The sequence below is a fragment of the Bacterioplanoides sp. genome (genome assembly GCF_965226395.1).
Taxonomy (GTDB): Bacteria; Pseudomonadota; Gammaproteobacteria; order Pseudomonadales; family Oceanobacteraceae; genus Bacterioplanoides.
The window spans coordinates 3,422,884-3,444,135 of record NZ_OZ245358.1; the positions used below are offsets into that span (position 1 = coordinate 3,422,884).

The 21,252-nt window shown below is 48.4% G+C and carries 15 protein-coding genes and 2 pseudogenes; 13 read left to right on the forward strand and 4 right to left on the reverse strand.

The features are described from left to right. Positions 1–40 precede the first annotated feature (40 nt). Positions 41–1,188: pseudogene (locus ACO05E_RS15670) on the forward strand (IS3 family transposase). Positions 1,189–1,334: 146 nt separating this feature from the next. Next, positions 1,335–2,282, forward strand: a complete 948-nt coding sequence (locus ACO05E_RS15675; protein WP_419810426.1) for a hypothetical protein — start codon at positions 1,335–1,337, stop codon at positions 2,280–2,282. Between the two features lie 486 nt (positions 2,283–2,768). Here the strand turns inward: ACO05E_RS15675 and ACO05E_RS15680 are convergent, their stop codons facing one another. Beyond that, positions 2,769–3,497 carry an NUDIX hydrolase gene (locus ACO05E_RS15680; RefSeq protein ID WP_419810427.1) on the reverse strand — a complete coding sequence of 243 codons (729 nt, stop codon included), beginning with the start codon at positions 3,495–3,497 and terminating at the stop codon, positions 2,769–2,771. Between the two features lie 164 nt (positions 3,498–3,661). On the opposite strand from ACO05E_RS15680, the gene ACO05E_RS15685 reads away from it, so the two are divergent. From ACO05E_RS15685 to gltX, 5 genes and pseudogenes are all read left to right on the forward strand, one after another. Then, positions 3,662–4,714: a bifunctional nicotinamide-nucleotide adenylyltransferase/Nudix hydroxylase gene (locus ACO05E_RS15685; RefSeq protein WP_419810428.1), complete on the forward strand. Its 1,053-nt coding sequence runs from the start codon at positions 3,662–3,664 to the stop codon at positions 4,712–4,714. Between the two features lie 221 nt (positions 4,715–4,935). After that, positions 4,936–6,312 (forward strand): nicotinate phosphoribosyltransferase, encoded by a 1,377-nt coding sequence (locus ACO05E_RS15690; protein ID WP_419810429.1) that lies wholly within the window; start codon positions 4,936–4,938, stop codon positions 6,310–6,312. Positions 6,313–6,696: 384 nt separating this feature from the next. Further along, a pseudogene (locus tag ACO05E_RS15695) lies at positions 6,697–7,113 on the forward strand (methyl-accepting chemotaxis protein); the annotation flags it as partial. A 117-nt stretch (positions 7,114–7,230) separates the two neighbouring features. Further along, complete coding sequence (locus ACO05E_RS15700; protein WP_419813632.1) at positions 7,231–7,545, forward strand: CZB domain-containing protein; 315 nt, start codon at positions 7,231–7,233, stop codon at positions 7,543–7,545. Positions 7,546–7,729: 184 nt separating this feature from the next. After that, positions 7,730–9,238: a glutamate--tRNA ligase gene (gltX, locus tag ACO05E_RS15705; protein ID WP_419810430.1), complete on the forward strand. Its 1,509-nt coding sequence runs from the start codon at positions 7,730–7,732 to the stop codon at positions 9,236–9,238. Positions 9,239–9,288: 50 nt separating this feature from the next. Here gltX and ACO05E_RS15710 read toward each other — a convergent pair whose 3' ends face one another. The 3 genes from ACO05E_RS15710 to ACO05E_RS15720 form a co-directional block, all read right to left on the reverse strand. Continuing rightward, complete coding sequence (locus ACO05E_RS15710; protein ID WP_419810431.1) at positions 9,289–9,750, reverse strand: flavodoxin family protein; 462 nt, start codon at positions 9,748–9,750, stop codon at positions 9,289–9,291. Positions 9,751–9,773: 23 nt separating this feature from the next. Then, a complete protein-coding gene (uspE, locus tag ACO05E_RS15715; RefSeq protein WP_419810432.1) occupies positions 9,774–10,709 on the reverse strand; it encodes a universal stress protein UspE in 936 nt (311 codons plus the stop codon). A 126-nt stretch (positions 10,710–10,835) separates the two neighbouring features. Continuing rightward, positions 10,836–11,720, reverse strand: coding sequence for a LysR family transcriptional regulator (locus tag ACO05E_RS15720; protein ID WP_419810433.1), 885 nt, complete (start codon positions 11,718–11,720; stop codon positions 10,836–10,838). Between the two features lie 153 nt (positions 11,721–11,873). Here ACO05E_RS15720 and leuC point away from each other — a divergent pair, with 153 nt between their 5' ends. From leuC to truA, 6 genes are all read left to right on the forward strand, one after another. Further along, a complete protein-coding gene (gene leuC, locus ACO05E_RS15725; protein WP_419810434.1) occupies positions 11,874–13,292 on the forward strand; it encodes a 3-isopropylmalate dehydratase large subunit in 1,419 nt (472 codons plus the stop codon). A gap of 12 nt (positions 13,293–13,304) precedes the next feature. Further along, entirely contained in the window at positions 13,305–13,952 is a 648-nt protein-coding gene (gene leuD / locus ACO05E_RS15730) for a 3-isopropylmalate dehydratase small subunit (protein WP_419810435.1), read from the forward strand. A gap of 301 nt (positions 13,953–14,253) precedes the next feature. Continuing rightward, the gene (gene leuB, locus ACO05E_RS15735) at positions 14,254–15,357 is read left to right on the forward strand and encodes a 3-isopropylmalate dehydrogenase (protein WP_419810436.1); all 1,104 of its coding nucleotides are present in this window, start codon (positions 14,254–14,256) and stop codon (positions 15,355–15,357) included. 32 nt (positions 15,358–15,389) lie between these two features. After that, positions 15,390–16,529 carry an aspartate-semialdehyde dehydrogenase gene (gene asd, locus ACO05E_RS15740; protein WP_419810437.1) on the forward strand — a complete coding sequence of 380 codons (1,140 nt, stop codon included), beginning with the start codon at positions 15,390–15,392 and terminating at the stop codon, positions 16,527–16,529. Positions 16,530–16,817: 288 nt separating this feature from the next. Further along, positions 16,818–20,288, forward strand: a complete 3,471-nt coding sequence (locus ACO05E_RS15745) for a FimV/HubP family polar landmark protein (protein WP_419810438.1) — start codon at positions 16,818–16,820, stop codon at positions 20,286–20,288. 33 nt (positions 20,289–20,321) lie between these two features. After that, on the forward strand, positions 20,322–21,197 hold the full coding sequence (gene truA / locus ACO05E_RS15750) for a tRNA pseudouridine(38-40) synthase TruA (protein WP_419810439.1): 876 nt from the start codon (positions 20,322–20,324) through the stop codon (positions 21,195–21,197). Positions 21,198–21,252: the final 55 nt, after the last annotated feature.

A 21,252-nucleotide genomic window follows, 5' to 3' on the forward strand; every position in this document is an offset into this window, starting at 1 on the left:
CACCTTTTAGTTAGAGAAAATGACTCAAATAGAGGTGTGTATGAGCAACAAACGATATCCCGAAGAATTTAAGATTGAAGCTGTGAAACAAGTGACGGTCACAGGCCATAGTGTTGCCGATGTGGCTGAGCGACTTGGAACCACCACTCACAGTCTGTACGCCTGGATTAAGCGCTATGGTCCCGATGCTGATCAACATAATCAAGCTGCAGCCGAAGCAGCTGAGATTCGCTGTCTAAAGAAAGAACTTCAGCGAGTCACCGAAGAGCGTGACCTATTAAAAAAAGCCGCGGCGTACTTTGCAAAGAACCCCGATTAAGATACGCCTTTATCCGTGAATACCAGAGTACAGTGCCTTTGAGGAGACTGTGCTCACTATTTGATGTTCACCCTAGCAGGTACTACGCCTGGCTGCAAAAGCCCAAGTCGAAACGGCAAAGGTGTAATGAACAACTGACCGGTTTAATAAAGCAGTTTTGGTTAGAATCTGGCGGTGTTTATGGTTATCGAAAAATCCATCGGGATATTCGTGATCATGGTGAAATTTGCGGTATTAACCGAGTGCATCGACTCATGGAACAAGCAGGCCTAAAAGCTCAGGTTGGCTATCGAAAACCACGTCATAAAGCCGGAGCAAGCCATATTGTTACAGCGAACACGTTGAGTCGACAGTTTAATCCTGATAAACCAGATCACTCATGGGTAACAGATATTACTTACATTCGAACTCACGAAGGCTGGCTCTACTTGGCGGCTGTTATGGATTTATTTTCACGGCGCATCATTGGCTGGGCAATGGGGGACAAGAATGACGAAGGAGTTGGTGTTGGATGCGTTACTCATGGCAGTGTGGCGCCGTAATCCAAAACAGGAAGTGCTGATCCACTCAGATCAGGGAAGCCAATACACCAGCCATGACTGGAGTGACTTTTTGAAGGAACACAATTTAAAAGGCAGCATGAGTCGGCGTGGTAACTGTCACGACAATGCTGTTGCCGAAAGCTTCTTTCAGCTACTGAAACGAGAGCGGGTGAAAAGAAAATATATCTAAGCCGCGAAGCTGCAAGGATAGATTTATTCGATTATATCGAGATGTTTTACAACACGAACCGACGACATGGTTCCAATGGTATGCTGTCACCAGTAAAGTATGAGCAGCAATATTTTATGAAGCATAAAAGTGTCTAGTGAACTGGTGGCGATTCACGTCTTGTTTTGTACTTAGGTAATAAAGCGCACTTAAAGCCAAATATTGCTTGCTTTATTCGGTTCAGCAGGCATATAACTTAGCAGCAAAGATATACTTGATGAACTCCACAACAAGGAAGGTATATATGGGCGCAAAAATGTCGAAAGCCGTAGATGCGGAAGGCCGAGAGATTTCGCTTAGCGATGCCGAAAATAAATGCTATATAGCGCCATTGCGCTGTGTACACTGCTCCACTGAGCTTAGCTTCACAGGCCAATACTTGCGGCAACTAGGAGACGATACAGTCACAGTATCCGCATGTTTCAAATTAAAGCGCGGTAATGTCCATAAAACCGATTGCCCATTTGATTTAACTGAGAAAGTTACGATTGTTGCTCGGGAGTCTAGCCCAGCTGTTCTATCTAAAAACGAATCCGGTAAATATGAACTACGTTTGCTTGCCGTGAAAGAAGCTATTTTTGGGCTGCGTGATATAGAAAATAAGGAGTCAAAATCAAATAATCCAGAATCACGACCAAAGGTGGGCAAGGAGTATGTTAAATCTAAGAAACAACTAAGCTCTTATCTTAGTACTGCACGACAGGTGCTAAAAATTCGAGCGCAGTGTGAAGACAACCGCGAAGTTGAAGATAACCTTGAATTAGTATTTAACGGAAATCGCGTGCACTGGAAAGATTTTTACTTTATGGATCAAGATTATTTTCGTTGCTATACCAATTTACAAAGAGCAACAATAAATATCCCGATAGCCATACAAGGATTAGTTCGCTCAACTAAAGTCGTTCCTGGAAAATATGGAGAAAGAGCGGTACTTAACCTAATTTCACCTTATAGAGAAACGGATGACCCAAAAGTTATCGACACTGTTAATATTTCAATTTGGTCTTCAAATCTCAGCTCATTTGATAAATTTAAATACAAAGATTCAATAATCATTTTTGGCTTCTGGAAGGCTGGAAAGATTGATGAGCGAGAGGGAGCTTCAGAAAAGACTAAAGGGAAAGTTTACAGGAACCGACAGATTAGCATGTCCTTGTTGACTAATTCGCAGATTTGTCCAGAGAAAAGTTAAACTGTTGCCAACTGGCTAAGCAGAAAGACCGATGGAAAGCGTGTTTTTAAGCCAAGGCCGACTCAGATGAAGGCATTAGAGATTTCGATCAAGACATGTATTAGAGCATTATTGAAATGCCAAATTACGGCTCTATACTTGTGGCTCTGTCTAAAAATTAATCCCCTGATTAACCAGTCGCGCGGCGATTGAGCGTTTACCGGGGGGATGGGGGCGGTAGCGCCCCATGATTACCGAATAGTGGCTACATTTCGACTACATAGTAGTGTTTTAAAGTGCTTAATAGTGGTTGTAAATGGCTTAAGGTATTGAAATAAAACACTATTTTTCACTATCTGACAGGTTGTAACGGGTTCGAATCCCTCCCTCACCGCCACTAATTCTAAAAAAGCCCTGAGATTGAAAAATCTCGGGACTTTTTCGTTTTGGCTTAATAAACCATGTCACGCTGGTATTCCTGCCCCATCAATTTTTATTGATACAAACTCAATCCGCAAATGCCCGAATAAATAAATGCTGATCCGATCCCGGAGCTGGGATATATAACGCAGCAGGGCGGCCTTTACCTCCTTCAGGAACACCTTCGCCTACTTCTTTAAGAAGTTCTGCATTTGCGATGCGGCGGCGAAACGATTTTTTCTCCAGCTTTTTATCCATCAGCAACTCAAACGCCTGTTGTAGCTGAGTTAATGAAAAGGGTGCTTTTACAACATGCAGTGGCAATACGGTGTACGCCGTTTTGGTTTTTAATCGCTCGCGCGCTTGTTGCATCAATTGTTGATGATCAAACGCCAGTTCAAGATTCATGGCATCGGCCATAGGCCACCACTGAGCATCGGCAACGGAGTCAACGAAATCGGAGGTTTGTTCGTAAGGGATCAAAGCCATATATAAGGTGGTAACAGACCAGCCTCTGGGGTCGCGACTGGCATTTCCTTGGGTGGCGACTTGTTCCAGTAGTGGTGCATGAATGCCGGTTTTGCTGAGTAGTTTCCGTCGTGCGGTAATCTCAATATTGGTATCTTCTTTTAAATCGACAAAGCCCCCCGGCAGAGACCATTTGCCTTTGTCTGGAAAATCCCCGCGTTGCACTAAGAGAATTTTTAATTGCCCTTCATGTAAGGTGTAGATGGCAATATCGACTGAATACAAAGGGACATCAAAGTCTTTGATATTGTAGGTGCTGAGGTAGACTTGTTCGTCGTTAGTGGTCATTAAGTAGCTACGCTGGAAGGAATTGACTTTGGTGGCATATCGCCAATAATATGATTGAGCTTACGCAGGTGCAAGAAAATATAAGCGCACTAGAAAGCAGGTGTAAGCAGAAAAGCGATGAGAAAGACTCGTCGTATCACTTTTAACGGCAAGGAGCTTGCTGTATGCAACGCGAATTTGATTTTTCGGTCTTTATTGGCCGCTTTCAGCCTTTTCATAACGGCCATTTACAAGTGGTTGAAGCGGGTTTGGCCAAGGCTGATAAACTGATTATTTTAATTGGATCAGCCTGGCAGGCGCGAAGCCCGCGCAATCCCTGGTCTCACTCCGAGCGGGAGCAAATGATTCGTTCCTGCTTATCCGAAGCGGATAACGAGCGTTTGATCTGTCTGCCTCTGATGGATGTTCCCTATAACGACGAGCTTTGGGTCCGGAATGTTCAGACGACAGTATCGGGGCTGATCACGGCTCATCACACCACGCCGCATAACCCAGCCAAAGTAGCATTAATTGGTCACCAGAAAGACCATACCGGATTTTATCTGAATCTGTTTCCGCGCTGGCAAAGCATTGGTGTGGAGAATTTTCACGGCATCAGTGCCACTCCAATACGCGAGCGTTTCTTTAATTCCGATGAACAGCTTCTGAGTGCTGAAGACGAGAAGGTTCTTCCGTCAGGCGTCGCATCCTGGTTAGCGGAATTTGCCCGTACGCAACCTGGCTACCCGCAAATAGCGGAAGAGATTGCGTTTGTGGCTAAGTACAAAAAGGCCTGGGAAGCCGCACCTTACGAACCAACCTTTGTGACGGTGGATGCCGTATTGATTCAGTCGGGTCATATTTTATTGGTTGAGCGTAAGGCAAATCCGGGGAAAGGCTTATGGGCATTGCCGGGTGGTTTTTTAGACCCCGGAGAGCGCTTGCTGGATGCCTGTATTCGTGAGTTGCGGGAAGAAACCCGCTTGAAGGTGCCCGGCCCGGTATTAAAAGGCTCCATCAAACGCCAAGCCGTTTATGACGACCCGTATCGTTCGGCGCGCGGTCGAACACTGACACACGCCTTTCATATTGAGTTAGAGCCCAGCGCAACGCTGCCAAAAGTGAAGGGCAGTGACGATGCGCGAATTGCCAGCTGGGTACCTCTGGGTGAGTTGAGTCCGCAGGATATGTTCGAAGATCACTACTTTATTATTCAGGATATGCTGGGGCAGCTCTGACTAACTCCGTACTCGCTTTGGCTTAAGCGTTCCTGTTTAACACCTGATCTGAAATTTATTTCAGATCAGGTGTTGACTTAAAAGTGGCTATAGGCCACTATTTATTCATCGGATGGCCGTGATTGCTATCCAGTATCATCGGGGAGCCCGGTGATGAGTAACAAAACGCAGTACTGGATAGACCGGTACTGTTTTATTGATCCGACAGGAGGAACTCCGTCATGCAAAATCTGATTTTGAACACCGATTCCTACAAAACCTCACACTACGTTCAGTACCCGGAAGGGGCTGAGATCGTATCCAGCTACATTGAATCCCGTGGCGGGGATTATGCTGAAACCCTGATGTTTGGGTTGCAGGCCTTTATCAAACAATATTTAACCAAGCCGATTAGCGCTGATGATATTGATGAAGCTGAAGCCTTGTTAACCGCACACGGTGTGCCGTTTAATCGCGAAGGTTGGGAGTACATTCTGAATGCGTGTGGAGGTTATTTACCGATTGAAATTCAGGCGGTGCCAGAAGGTACGTTATTACCCGTCGGCAATGTGATGGTACAGGTGAAAAATACTGACCCTGAATGCGCCTGGTTAACCAGCTATATCGAAACTGCATTACTGCGTGCCGTGTGGTATCCAACAACAGTGGCGACCGTTTCCAAAGCCTGTAAAACCATTATTAATCGTTACCTGGACGAAACCGCAGAAAACAGCGACGGGCTTGGTTTTAAATTACACGACTTTGGTGCTCGTGGTGCCAGCTCCGAAGAAACGGCGGCATTAGGTGGTGCAGCCCACTTAGTCAACTTTATGGGCACTGATACCATTTCTGGCTTGGTTTTAGCGCGTCGCTTTTATGGAGCGGATATGCCGGGTTTTTCGATCCCGGCGGCGGAGCACAGCACGATTACGAGCTGGGGAAAAGAAGGCGAATCCGCCGCATACGCCAACATGCTCAAGCAGTTCGGCGGCGAAGAGCGACTCGTGGCCGTCGTTAGTGATTCATACGATTTATGGAACGCTATCGACAATATCTGGGGTGAATCACTTAAAGAACAGATCGAGAATATGGGCGGCACCTTAGTAGTACGCCCTGATTCCGGCGACCCTCTTGAAGTCGTTCCTGAAGCATTGGAGCGTTTGATGGCTAAATTCGGCTACACAACCAATAGCAAAGGCTATCGGGTCTTGCCCGATTGTGTTCGCCTGATTCAGGGAGATGGCGTCAGTGTTGCTTCCATCGAAGCCATTCTGGCGGCATTAAAGGAACGCGCCATCAGTGCCGACAATATCGCTTTTGGCATGGGAGGTGAGCTGTTACAAAAAGTGAACCGTGATACTCAGAAGTTTGCCATGAAGGCGTCAGCTATTCGCATCAATGGCCAGTGGCAAGATGTTTTCAAAGATCCCATTACCGATCCGGGTAAGCGCTCTAAGCGAGGTCGCTTGGCGCTGATCAAACAAGCGGATGGCTATCAAACCATTCGTGAAGATGAGCTGGGTAGCCAGGCAAATGAGCTGGTCACCGTGTTCCGTAATGGTGATGTTTTAGTGAACTGGACGTTCGATGAAATACGGGAGCGAGCAGCGCAGCGTTAATGCGCGGCCTTTTCTCTGTCCCAGAATTGAAACCAGACCAATTGCGCCAAGTGGTCGGTGTTTGCACTCTGCTTGTGCGCAAAAATACGGTTCTTTTCTATAGTTATAACCAGTCGAGCGTATCTGCCAGCTGGAGGCACTGTGTTTTTCTCGAATAAAAAAACAAATGAATCTTCTGCCCAAGTCGCAGTTCTGGAGCGCCGGATTGAGGCTCTGGAAAAAGAAAACGAGTTATATAAAAAGATCAAAGAGGTGGCTGATTTACGCAGCCAGTACAGCCTGGATCAGTTTACTCATATGGAAAACCTGAGAAATCTGTGGTTTTCCTCGAACGAAACCATCGACAAGATACGCAATACGCTGGCTAACTCTGCGACCAATCTGATGGAAGAAAATCGTGAGATTGAAGCCTCTATTTCAGACGTCGGTGATATCAGCACCACGTTGTTAAGTCTGAAGGAGCAGTTGGCAGGAATTCAGGAGAAATCGTCGGAGGCCTCTGAGGCGGTCAGTGGCCTGAAAAATGTGGCCAGTGGCATTGAAAGCTTTGTTGGCCTGATTCAGGGGATTTCGGAGCAGACAAATTTACTGGCACTGAATGCTGCGATTGAAGCGGCCCGGGCGGGAGAGCAAGGGCGTGGATTTGCTGTTGTTGCCGATGAAGTGCGGACACTGGCACAGCGAACAGCAGAAGCCACGGCTGAAATTGGCGCTCTGATTTCGACGGTTGGCAGTGAAGTGGATCGTGTCAGCAGTGGTATTACCTCCGTGGGCGATCAGGGATCGTTTCTGGCGGAAGAAGTACAAAAAGTCACCTCTAATGTTGAGGCGGTGGGCAGTGTTTCACGTCGGGTATCTGATAGTTTTGCTTATACCGCGTCAGAGAGTTTTCTGGAAACGGTCAAACTGGATCATGTTGTGTGGAAGGCTCAGGTGTATCGCCAGATCTGGAATCAGGACTTTAATGCCGATGCAGGCCTGGCGGATCATACTCAGTGCCGGCTGGGCAAATGGTATGCAGAGGGTGAAGGTTATGAGAAATATCGTAATCTGAGCTCGTACGCTCGTCTGGAAAGCCCACATAAAGAAGTGCACGACAGCGGTTTTAAAGCGCTGGCAGCTTTCCAACAAGGAGATCGCCAAGTAGCCCTGCAACATCTGCAACGGATGGAGTCAGCAAGTGCCAGTGTGATTGATATTCTCAGTGGCATGGAGCATGAAATCCGCAATTAAGCACCATTGTCACGGCATTTTTTGAATGTCGCGTGTTGGTTTAATAGAGAGCAGCCTGAGGGTTGCTCTTTTTTTGTCTGTGTTTTCAGCTTGGCTTTGTTTTAATCATCCTTGTGTGATGCACAGATATTCGTATTTCTTTATAATCCGCCGCTGTTTTCCTTGATTGACTGAGATTTCTATTATGACGGTTCGCACCCGTGTTGCTCCTTCTCCAACTGGTGATCCTCATGTAGGTACTGCCTACATCGCTTTGTTTAACCTGGCGTTCGCCCGCCAGCACGGTGGTCAGTTTATTCTGCGTATTGAAGATACCGACCAGACACGCAGTACACCGGAGTCGGAACAGGCAATCATGGACAGCATGAGCTGGCTGGGTCTGGACTGGGATGAAGGCCCGGACTGTGGGGGCGAATTTGGCCCATATCGTCAGAGTGAGCGTAAAGATATTTATCTGCAGCACGTTAATCAGCTGCTGGAGTCTGGCCATGCGTTTAAGTGTTACCGCACTACCGAAGAGCTGGATGCGCTGCGTGCTCAGCGTCAGGAGTCCGGTAACAGCATGGCACTGAAACCGTCGGATCTGAAATTGTCCGACGACGAAGTGGCTAAGCGTGAAGCTGACGGTGCCCCTTACGTGATTCGTATGATGGTGCCGGAAGAGGGTGTGTGTGAAGTTGAAGACATGCTGCGTGGTGTGATCGAGCTGGATTGGTCTCAGGTAGATGCACAAATCCTTCTGAAATCCGATGGCATGCCGACTTATCACTTGGCCAACGTAGTTGACGATCATCTGATGCAGATCACCCATGTGATTCGTGGCGAAGAGTGGATCAGTTCAGCACCAAAACACAAGCTACTGTACCAATACTTTGGCTGGGATATGCCGAAGCTGTGTCATATGCCGTTGCTGCGCAACCCGGATAAATCCAAACTGAGTAAGCGTAAAAACCCAACCTCGATTATGTTCTACGAGCGCATGGGCTTTATGCCAGAGGCGCTGCTGAACTATCTGGGTCGTATGGGTTGGTCGATGCCGGATGAGCGTGAACAATTCAGCCGCGATGATATGTTCAGCAATTTTGATATTCAGCGGGTATCACTGGGTGGTCCGGTGTTTGACGTCGAAAAACTGCGCTGGTTAAACAGCCTGTGGCTGCGTGATTTAGATGTTGACGCCTTTGCTGAGAAGTTTGCGGCCTGGGGCTTACAGGCTGACAAAGTAAAACCGATTGTTCCGCATATTCAGCCGCGGGTTGAAGTGTTCTCCGATGTGGTGCCGCTTGCCGGTCACTTCCTGGGTGGGTTAACAGCCCTTACCGCAGAGCAGTTTGAGCACAAAGCTTACGACGAAGATAAAATGCTGGCGACCATTCAATATGGTTTGTGGCAGTTAGAAGCAATTCGTCATTGGGAAAAAGAAGAAATCGAAACCCGCTTATTCACTCTGGCACAACAGCTGGAATTGAAGGTTCGTGACTTCCTGTATCCATTCTTTATTGCCATTGCCGGTACTTCGGCGACCATTTCAGTGCTCGACAGTATGGTGCTGTTGGGCCCGGATATGAGCCGTGCTCGTGTGCGTCATGCGCTGAACACGTTGGGCGGTGTGGGCAAGAAAAAAATGAAGAAGATGGAAAAAGAGTACCGTCAGATTGCTGAGGCCATTGAGGCTAAATTAGCCGAAGGCTGATAGCGAGACCGTGTTGTTTAAACCTGCGCTGTTTAAACCTGTGCTCTGGATCAGATAATGCCCTGATCCAGAGCCAGACTCAGGGCGCAAGCCAGCTCTTCGGTCTGGCCAATAAACGCTTCCTGCCATTCTCCTTTTAATATCAACGCTTCCTGAACCCAGCGCCAGCGCAAACCTGTGGTAATGGTGTCTAAAGCCCGAACACTGCCGGTGCCATCGTGACCCGCACGGATAATCGCCGCACAGGGTTTTCCCTGTGTCTCTTCCAGGCAGGGGTAATAACAGCGATCAAAAAAATCCTTTAACGCGCCAGATATATAGCCCAGATTTTCCGGGGTCACTAATAAGATAGCGTCTGCACTTTTGACATCATCAGGGTGTGTATCAAAAGGTGAGCGGATAATTAACTGCGCCTGTTCGGATTCAGCCTGCTGGTGGCCTGTTGCAATTGCCTGAGCAATCTTTTGCAAATTGTCTGACGGTGTGTGGGCAATGACCAATAGTGTTTTCATAAAATAAGCTGTGTTGTTATCAATTAATCCGCATCCGGCCTGACACCATCCAACGGCTTAATAACCAGTACGTCGCACGCTACTTTATCAACCAAGGATTCAGCGGTGTTACCGATTAATACGCCTGCCAAACCTTCACGGCCTACGGTACCCACCACAACGACATCGGCCTGAATCTCTCGGGCGAAATCAGCAATGACATCGTCGGTATCGCCTTCGCCGATATGCAGATGATCGTTGTTGATATTGAATTTTCTGGCCCATTGCTGGCAGGCGTCTTCATGCTGCTCGGTAACGTAATGCTGAATATCATCCGGGGCCGTAACTTCCGGCACCATGGCAAATGCCACGCTCACCAGAGGGTAGGCATTACCCAGATGCAGGTCGGTTTCAAAATGATCGGCCAGGTGCTCCGCAAACGACAGAATATTATCGTTAATTAAATCATGGCTCTGGTCCGGGGCGGTGGCATCAATGGCTGCCAGAATGCGGTTGTGCTGCCAGGATTTGGCGCTTTTTACCAGTAACACCGGTGCCGGGCAATGGCGTAACATATTCCAGTCGGTGTGGGCGAAAATCCGGTCAACCAGGGAGTGGGGTTGAGTGCCTTTAATCACCAGATCAAAGCTTTTATTACGCATCGATTCAATCACGGCATCGTGCAGGTGTTTCTGCCAATGCACTTCGGTGTCTACGGCAATGCCATTGGCTTCTGCTTCTCTGATAAAGCTGTTAACCCAGTTGGCGGATTTGTCGAGCAGGGCCTGTTTGATGCGTTGCTGGGTGTCGCTGTCGATAGCAGTCAGAGGCGAGCCTTCTTCACAATACGCTTCGTAAGTATTGGTCATCAGGGTCAGATCGGCCTGAAGTGATTTTGCCAGCCACAATGCCCGTTCCAGTGCTGGTTGTTCCGGGTGGTCGCTATCCAGTACAACAAGAATATGATTGATATCTAACATGGCCGTTTCCTTTTCACGGTTGATGGGCAGGTTCACGCTCGACGGACAAATGTTTGTCGCTCACCTTTTAATTAAGCGTAGCGCCAGATACCAGTGTGCTCCTTGTTTTGAGTCAATTTCAACAATCTAACTCAGTAATTTGATCAGAGCTTGAGCGGCGTTGCTGAGGGTGCGTTCTTTCAGATGAATTAAACCAAGCTGACGTCGAATGGCAGGGCCATGCCAGTGCAGTTGCGTAAGTTGAGTATCGCTGTGGTTGAGCATCGAGGATGGCAGCATGCTCCAGCCTAAGCCAACCGACACCATCATTTTGATCGTTTCCAGATAATTGGTTGGCATCGGCGCCTGAAGTTTCAGTCCTTGCTTGGTAAAAGCTGCTTCGACCAATTGAAAGGTAATGGTATCGGGCTCTGGGAGAATGGCTGGAGTGTCTGCCAGTTGTTTTAAGCTGGGCTGGGTTTGTTGTGCAAGGGTTTGCTGAGCCAGGGCATGTTCGCTGGAACACACGCACACCATTTCATCTTCCCAGAGTAGTGTTGATTGGATGGAAGCCGGTGGTTGGTGCTCCAAGGTCGTTAGTGCCAGCTCAACCTGTCGCGAAGCCACCGCCTGATAAGCGCGTTCCGAGCCCATGAATTCAAGGTTAAGTTGTGCTGCCGGATAACGTCGCACAAACTCTTTTAGCACCGGGGGCAGGCGATGTAAGCCGATGTGATGGCTGGTAGCCATGGATAATACGCCACTGACTTCACCGCTGAGATTGTTGAGCTGTAATTCGGTATCGGCCACCAGATCGAGAATCTGCTGGGCTTTGGGTAATAAAGAACGTCCGGCTTCTGTCAGGCTGATGGTGCGGTTATGGCGCTCAAACAGCGGTGTATCCAGCTGGCTTTCCAGCTGCTGAATGCGCTTACTGACAGCTGACTGGGTCAGATAAAGCCGTTCAGCCGCCAGCGAGAAAGAGCCCTGATCAGCCACTGATAAAAATGCTTTTAATGATTGAGTATCCATAAGCCGCTGGCGTGCCCTTGATATTCCTGATGGGAATGCTTTGTTGGAAAAATATGAATTTATGTTGTTTAGCAGATGGCGTATATTGTTGCAATAGCTAAAGCGATGATCAGTCGCTGATGATGAGAGAAAATATCTGAGAAGGAGTCCCCAATGGCTGGACAAACCCTTTACGACAAGCTGTGGCAACAGCATTTGGTTAAAGAACGTGATGACGGTACGGCGTTAATTTATATCGACCGTCAGTTGCTGCACGAAGTCACCTCTCCGCAGGCGTTTGAAGGTCTGCGTATTGCCGGTCGCAAGCCATGGCGTCTGGATGCCAACCTGGCAACTCCGGATCATAACGTACCAACCACCGCGACCGAGCGTGAGTCAGGCATTGATGGCATTCAGGATCCGGTTTCTAAAATTCAGGTAAAAACGCTGGATGAAAACTGTGATGATTTCGGCATCGTTGAATTTAAGATGCAAGACAAGCGTCAGGGCATTGTGCACGTGGTTGGCCCAGAGCAGGGTGCCACTCTGCCAGGTATGACGGTTGTTTGTGGTGACTCCCACACCGCGACTCACGGTGCGTTTGCTGCATTAGCACACGGTATTGGTACTTCTGAGGTTGAACACGTACTGGCAACTCAGTGTCTGATTCAGCGCAAAATGAAAAACCTGCTGATCCGTGTCGATGGTGAACTGGCAGCCGGCATCACCGGTAAAGACGTGGTATTACATGTGATTGGTGTGATCGGCACCGCTGGTGGTAACGGTTGTGCGATGGAATTTGGCGGCAGTGCCATCCGTAGCATGAGCATGGAAGGCCGTATGACCATGTGTAACATGGCGATTGAAGCCGGTGCCCGTGTGGGTATGGTGGCCTTCGACGATATCACCGCAGAATATGTGAAAGGTCGCCCGTACGCACCAAAAGGTGATCATTGGGAGCTAGCATTAGACGCATGGAAAAATCTGGTATCTGATGACGACGCGGAATTCGATCAGATCGTAGAAATCAAAGCCGAAGATATTAAGCCGCAGGTGACCTGGGGTACCTCTCCAGAAATGGTAACCACGATTGATGGTACCGTGCCGCGTATTGAAGACGGCAAGGATGATGTTCAACAATCTGCTATTAAGCGCGCTCATGAATACATGGGCCTGACGGGTGGTCAGAAGATTACTGATATCAAACTGGACCGTGTCTTTATTGGTTCTTGCACCAACAGCCGTATTGAAGATTTACGTCAGGCGGCGGAAATCGCAAAAGGCCGTAAAGTGGCGGATAGCGTCATTCAGGCCTTGGTTGTGCCGGGTTCTGGTTTGGTAAAAGAACAAGCGGAAGCCGAAGGTCTGGATAAGATCTTTGTTGAAGCCGGTTTTGAATGGCGTGAGCCGGGTTGCTCTATGTGTCTGGCAATGAATGCTGACAAATTGGGCAACGGCGAACATTGTGCATCGACGTCTAACCGTAACTTCGAAGGTCGTCAGGGTTATGGCGGTCGTACTCACTTAGTGAGCCCGGCGATGGCAGCGGCGGCAGCGGTTGCTGGCCATTTTATTGATATGCGTGATCTTTAAGGAGCAAATGCGATGAAACCTTTTGTTGTACACAGTGGTGTTGTGGCTCCGATGGATCGCCCAAATATCGATACCGATATGATCATTCCCAAGCAGTTTCTGAAATCTATTAAGCGCAGTGGCTTTGGCCCGAACCTGTTTGATGAGTTACGTTATCTGGATGAAGGTCAACCGGATGCGGATAATTCGGGTCGTCCGTTAAATCCGGACTTCGTATTAAACCAACCTCGTTATCAGGGTGCTTCGGTTTTATTGGCCCGTGAAAACTTTGGTTGTGGCTCCAGCCGTGAGCACGCACCATGGGCATTAGAAGATTTTGGCTTCCGTGCGATTATTGCACCGAGCTATGCTGACATCTTCTTTAATAACAGCTTTAAAAATGGTTTGTTGCCGATCATCCTGGATGAACAAATCGTTGATGATTTATTTAAAGCGGTTGAAGCCAATGAAGGTTATGAATTAACCGTTGATTTAGAACAGCAGAAAATTATCACGCCGGATGGTGGTGAGATTGCATTTGATGTTGATCCATTCCGTAAGCACTGCTTATTAAATGGTCTGGATGATATTGGTCTGACGCTGCAGGATGCGGATGATATTAAGGCGTATGAAGAAAAGCGTCGTGCTGCAAACCCGTGGCTGTTTGATCAGGTTAAGTGATCTCAACGGCATTAAACTGACTGAATAATTTGCTTTCGGGGCGCTACAAGTTCGTCCCTGAAGGCTAAACGATCACATCCATGTGATCGACCCCTACAGCAAACAACGTCAGTCCGTTTGATGCCTTAGTATTGTTCGGAATTGAATGAAGCACTTTGCGATAGGGTGTTTTTTCGTAGTAGGCAACAGGACGTTGCCACTGGAGCGCTTTTACAGGGATGTTGCCTCGCTCCAGCGAAAGAAAAAACACCGTATTGCAAAATGCGTTTGAAAATTTTTAGAAAGATTAAGCGAAAAGAAAATGACTCAGAATGTTTTGATTTTGCCAGGTGATGGCATTGGCCCGGAAATCGTAACCGAAGCGGTTAAAGTGCTGGAAACAGCGAAGCAAAAGTTCAACCTAGACATCGAGCTGGATAACGCTCTGGTGGGTGGTTCTGCGTACGACGAGTTCGGCACGCCGCTGCCAGAAGTGACCATGCAGAAAGCCGAAAAAGCCGATGCGATTCTGCTGGGCGCTGTCGGTGGTCCTAAGTGGGATGAGCTGGAAGATCGTGACCTGCGTCCTGAAAAAGGTCTGTTAGGTCTGCGCTCTGGCCTGGAACTGTTTGGTAACCTGCGTCCGGCAATTCTGTACCCTCAACTGGCTGATGCCTCTTCGCTGAAGCCAGAAGTAGTTTCCGGCTTAGATATTCTGATTGTGCGCGAATTAACCGGCGGTATTTATTTCGGTAAGCCTCGCGGTATTCGTACCATTGAAGGTGGCCCAAAAGACGGTGAGCGTGAAGGCTACAACACTTACGTTTACTCCGAATCTGAGATTCGTCGTATTGCTAAAGTGGCGTTTGAATCTGCTCAGAAACGTGGCAAAAAACTGTGCTCCGTCGATAAAGCTAACGTTCTGGAAGTAACCGTGCTGTGGCGCGAAATCATGAACGAAGTAGCGAAGGACTACCCGGACGTTGAGCTGTCTCACATGTACGTGGATAACGCTGCGATGCAATTAGTACGTGCACCGAAACAGTTTGATGTGATGGTAACTGGAAACATGTTTGGTGATATCTTGTCTGATGCAGCAGCCATGCTGACAGGCTCGATTGGTATGTTGCCTTCGGCGTCTCTGGATAAGAACAACAAGGGTATGTACGAGCCGTGCCATGGTTCTGCTCCAGATATCGCAGGCCAAGGTATTGCTAACCCATTAGCAACCATTTTGTCTGCTGCGATGATGTTGCGTTATTCTCTGAATGAAAGTGCGGCTGCGGATGCGATCGAAAAAGCGGTGAGTGATGTGCTGGATCAGGGCCTGCGTACCGCCGATATTTATTCTGACGGTATGAGCAAAGTGTCCACGGCAGAGATGGGTGCAGCGGTTGTTGCTGCCCTGGAAAACCTATCTGCATAAGCGGTTTTCACATTAGATTTTAAGGTTTAAAAATGTCTGAACAAAATAATGGTTTAGAGAAAGTAGGTCTGGTTGGCTGGCGCGGAATGGTTGGTTCCGTACTGATGCAGCGTATGCAGGAAGAAAACGATTTCGATCTGATTCAGCCAACCTTCTTTACGACTTCACAAAAAGGTCTGCCGGCGCCATCGTATGCCGGTAAAGACTGTGGTGTATTGGAAGATGCGTTTGATGTGGATGCGCTGAAACAACAAGACGTGATTATCACCTGTCAGGGTGGTGACTACACCAAAGAGGTTTATCCAAAACTGCGCGAAGCAGGCTGGAATGGTTACTGGATTGACGCCGCGTCTGCGCTGCGTATGGACGATGATGCCATCATTGTTCTGGACCCGGTTAACCGTGACGTGATTGATGCCGGTATCAAAGGCGGTGTTAAAACCTACGTCGGTGGTAACTGTACGGTGTCTCTGATGCTGCTGGCACTAGGTGGTCTGTTCGAGAAAGGGCTGGTGGAGTGGGCAACGCCAATGACTTATCAGGCTGCTTCGGGTTCCGGTGCGAAGCATATGCGTGAGTTGATCAGCCAGATGGGTGCGATCCACGCTAATGTGAAGGATAAAGTCGAAGATCCGGCGACGGCCATTCTGGATATTGATCGTCAGGTTGCTGATTTTATTCGCGGTGAAGATTACCCGAAAGATCAGTTTGGTGTGCCGCTGGCGGGCAGCTTGATTCCATACATTGATTCACAGCTGCCGTCTGGCCAGAGCCGTGAAGAATGGAAAGCCGAAGCCGAAGCCAACAAAATTCTGGGCACTACTGACGCTGCTACGCCAATTGATGGTTTATGTGTTCGTGTGGGAGCTATGCGTTGCCACAGTCAGGCTATTACCCTGAAGCTGAAACAGGATCTGTCGGTTGAAGAAATCGAAAAAATTCTGGCAGAGCACAACGATTGGGTAAAAGTTATTCCGAATGATCGCGATGTAACGATGCAGGAGCTGACTCCGGCAAAAATTACCGGCACGTTATCGATCCCGGTAGGCCGTATCCGCAAACTGACCATGGGTCCAGAATACATTTCTGCGTTTACCGTGGGTGACCAGTTGTTGTGGGGCGCGGCTGAACCACTTAGACGAATGTTGCGCATACTTCTTAATGTTGGCTGATTTTGTCTATTTAAAAAGCGGGAGATTTCTTCCGCTTTTTTGTTTATTGCGTCACATTTCTAATCTTGTTTCTTTTAAAGTTGCTCTAACTCATTCTTAAATCACGGTTTTATGTCCTTCTGAGCGGCCAAAATATTGCGAATTGCATATTTATCACTGATACTTAGTCTGCTTATGAATGGAATCGATAACTAAGCTGGGTTTGGAATATCTCAATAAAACGGTTTCGGCAATAGATTCGATACACACGATGGGGCGAGACGTCGCCTTAACAACAAGGAAGCAATAATGAAGCGCCTAATTGCGAAATCCTTAATGCTGGCTGGTGGACTGAGTTTGTCCTCCAATTTGATGGCATTAGGGCTTGGTGAAATGACTCTTAACTCTGCACTGAATCAGCCGCTGCAGGCCGAGATTGAGTTGGTGGATGTGAAGGACCTGTCCAAGTGGGAGATAAAACCTTCATTAGCCTCCGTTGCGGACTTTGAACGCGCTGGTGTTGATCGTGTTTTCTTCCTGACCAAAATTAAATTCGACGTGACGGATGGCAAAATAACGCTGACCTCACGCGAAGCCGTTACCGAACCTTTCCTGAATTTTCTGGTTGAACTGAACTGGCCTTCTGGCCGTGTATTACGCGAATACACGGTGCTGCTGGACCCACCTGTTTTTGAAGAAGAAACCATCAACCCGCTGGTTGTTGCTCCAGCAGCTACCGCTGTTACTTCTTCTGCACAGGTTTCTGCAGATTCAAATTCAGCAGCAGCGGGTTCCCGTTCAGGTAACGATTGGTTGGATACCCCAGCTGCTCCTGGTACATACAAGGTTCAGCAAAATGACACCTTGTGGGAAATTGCTCTGCAAACCCGCCCAAGCCGGGGTGTCAGCGCTCAGCAAATGATGCTGGCGATTCAGCAACAAAATCCTAATGCCTTTATTGGCGGCAATATCAATCGCCTTAAAACTCATCAGGTATTAAGAATTCCAAGTGCGGCTGACATTGAGCAGATTCGCACCGGTCAGGCAATTGCCGAAGTGGAGCGTCAGAATCAGGCGTTGGCCACTGGCGGAGCCCAGCTTGACGCTACCGGTCGTAATAATACTGCGACAGCACAACCGACATCTGAAACCGGCGGTGAAGTTCGCCTGCTGTCTGCGACCCAGGATAATGCAGAATCGGCTGGTGCCAGTGGTGATGTTGAGGGCGGCCAGGGGAATGGTCGCCAACAAGCCATTGAAAATGATCTGGCGATAGCGCTGGAAACGCTGGATAAAAGCCGTCTGGAAAACCAGGAGCTGCGTCAGCGACTGGAATCACTGGAAGAACAAATTGCCACGCTGCAGCGTTTGATTACCTTAAAAGACGATCAGCTGGCCAGTATTCAGGTGTCTGAGTCACTGGAATCAGCCGAGCAAGCTGCCGAGGCCATTTCCGAAGGTACTCCTGCAGGAAGTACAGCAGAAACAAGTACAGCAGAAACAAATACAGCAGAGACGACTGCAACAGTAGCACCGGGCGCTGAGCAAACTGCAGAGTCTGGTAATGATTCATTGGTCGAAGGTGTCGACACTTCCGCTGAGGAAAGTAATGCTGCCTCAGAAGTTGACTTTAATTATCAGGAAACGCCGGCAGATGACACTGCTCAGGCTGATGCTGAGAAAGAGAAAGCCGAAGCAGAAGCGCGACGCCAGCGTATTGCTGCGATGCTGGCAGAGCAAAACCAGCCGAAGCCTACTCTGATCGATACCATATTGCAGCGCCCTGAATTTTTACTGGGTGGCCTGGCTTTCCTGCTGGCGCTGCTTTTAGGTGCGTTCAAGCTGATTCAGAAACGCAAAGCGGCTAAGGAAGAGGAAGCTGCACAAGCAGAAGAGTCGGCAGTTGCCTTTACCGATGGTGCTGTGGATGGTGGTTCTCTGGATGATCTGGACTTTGATGACGATCTGGCAACAACGCAGCTGGATATCAACTCAGACCCATCGGCGACTGAAGCGCATGATGATCTTGACCTGGGTGAGTTTGATACGGAACAGAACGAAGACTTTGGTTCCGTGGCGCAAACCGAAGATGTGATCAGTGAATCAGATATTTATGTAGCTTATGGCAAGTTTGAGCAAGCCGTTGATTTATTAACTGCTGCCATCGAACAGGAACCAAGTCGTTCCGATCTGCAGCTTAAGTTACTTGAAGTGTATGTTGAGATGGACGATGCGGCGGCATTTGCCAAGCAAGAATCTCAACTGATGACGCTGGGTGATGATGATGCAACTCAGCAGGCTGAGCAGATGCGTTCACGCCTGTCCATGCCGGTTTCTCCGGTTGCGGCAGAAGAAAACACAGGTTTGTCGCTGGACGATGATTTAACCACTCTGGATGATTCTCTGGGCGAAGAGTTTAGCGAAGGGCTGGACTTCGGTGATGCGCTGGATCTGGGTGATGATCTGAGCCAGGGTGATGAGCTGGAAGGTGCTGCTGATTCTGAGGCTTCTCTGGATGTATCTCTTGATATGCCAGCTGCTGATCAGGAAACATCTGATGCGCTGGAGTTCGATCTGTCGGGTATGGATTCGGCGGATGAATTGGCGGCTCTGGATGAAGAAGCCACATTGGAAGATGTGCCAACACTGGATCTGGGTGAAACGCTGGAATTTGATATCAGCTCAGAAAGTGAAGAGCTGAACCTGGATGATTTGTCTGATGATGCTGAATTGTCAGGTGATGCTGTGTCTTCTGTGGATGAGACGGAAGCTGCAACAGACGATTCGCTGGATTTTGATCTGAGCTCTCTGAACGAAGATTTACCAGAGAGTGATGATGACTTCACATCGCTGGAGTCATTGAATGAAGATAGTGATGATACGCTTGAATTTGATCTGGGCTCGCTGGAGTCTGGCGCTGATGATGAAGCACTTGATCTCACTGAAACTCTGAGTGAAGACGATGCCTCGGCGGATGACACATTTGATCTGTCTGCGGATCTGAATGTTGAAACGGATTCAGGCGATGATCTGACTGCTCTTGAAGACCTGATGGATTCTGACGACGATAATGATGCTGCTGAGCTACCGGATTTATCGTTTGATATGGATACAGGTTTCTCAGAATCCGGCGATGACGATCTGAAAACATTGGAAGCAGAGTTAGATGCGGTTGTTGATGATTCAGTTGAAGCACAAGCTGAAGCACCGGTTGCTCCAGCGGAAGATGATCTGCCTGAATTGACGTCTTTAGATGAAGTTGATGACCTGATGGCTGATGATGCTGACACCAGTGCCCAGGTTGATGCAGATGTTGAAGTTGATGTTAGCACTGCAGATCTCGAATCCGGTGCAGATGTTGAAGCCGAGGGTGGTGTTGACTTTGCTGCTGAATTGGCAGAGCTGGATGCCGAACTGGAAGAGTTTGAAGCCCCGGTTTTGGGTGATGACGATGAGCAGGCTGCTGAGCCTGACTCTTTGGAATCGAGCGTTGCAGATGCTGATATTCCGGTAATTGACGACGTTGAAACTGAGGCTGTAGATAGCACGGAAAGTCAGACGGAAGAACAAGATATTGATCTTGAGCAGCTGGCTGCGGCAGACGATGAGTTCGATTTCCTGGCTGGCACTGATGAATGTGCGACCAAGCTGGATCTTGCTCGTGCATACATTGATATGGAAGATGCTGACGGTGCTCGTGAGTTACTGCAGGAAGTGTTGCAGGAAGGTAGCGATCAGCAGAAGCAGGATGCTCGTGACCTGATGGACAAAATGTCCTGATTTAGCATAGCTCCTGATTTTGAAAGTAATTGAATGACAGACGTACGACGCTATGCCGCCGTGGTTGAGTACAACGGTACTCACTTCCACGGTTGGCAAAAACAATCCCACCATAATAAACCCACCGTTCAGGCTGCACTTGAAGCGGCCTTTTCTAAAGTCGCCAATCACGAAGTGACAGTTTCATGCGCCGGCCGTACTGATACCGGTGTTCATGCGACGCGTCAGGTGATCCATTTTGATAGTCCTGCCAAACGCAGCAACTATGGCTGGTTGATGGGTGTGAACACTAATTTACCCAATGGTGTTTCTATTCAGTGGATTGATGAAGTCTCTCCTGAGTTTCATGCACGATATAAAGCCAGAGCACGGCGTTATCGTTATCTGATTAATAATTCGCCTGCTAAGTCGGCTCTGCAATACGATCAGCTAACCTGGTGGCGTTATCCTCTCAATGCCGAGAAAATGAATGAAGCTGCTCAGTATTTATTGGGCGAGCATGATTTTAGTGCTTTTCGGGCGAAAGATTGTCAGGCGAAATCCCCGGTAAAAATCATGCATCGTATTGAGGTGAAGCGCTGGGGTGATCTGATCATGTTGGAGCTCGAAGCGAGCGCCTTCTTGTACCATATGGTGCGTAATATCGTTGGGGTGTTATTGCCCATTGGTGAAGAGCACCAGCTGGTTGAGTGGATGAAAGAGGTACTGGAAACCCGCGACCGTAAGCAAGCGGGTATTACTGCGCCGGGAGAGGGGTTATATTTTGTTGGCGTAGACTTTCCGCCGCAGTTTGAAATTCCTTGTGAGCCTTATGGTCCGGCGTTATTGCAACCTCTGTTGGATGTGACGGGCTTTCAGCAACCCTTTGCCAATAAACAGCGAGAAGAGGCGGGGCTGGACTCGCTCTGATGAGCGCTCTTTGAAGGCTGCTATCTGTTATTATGAGCATCGGTTTTTTTATTGC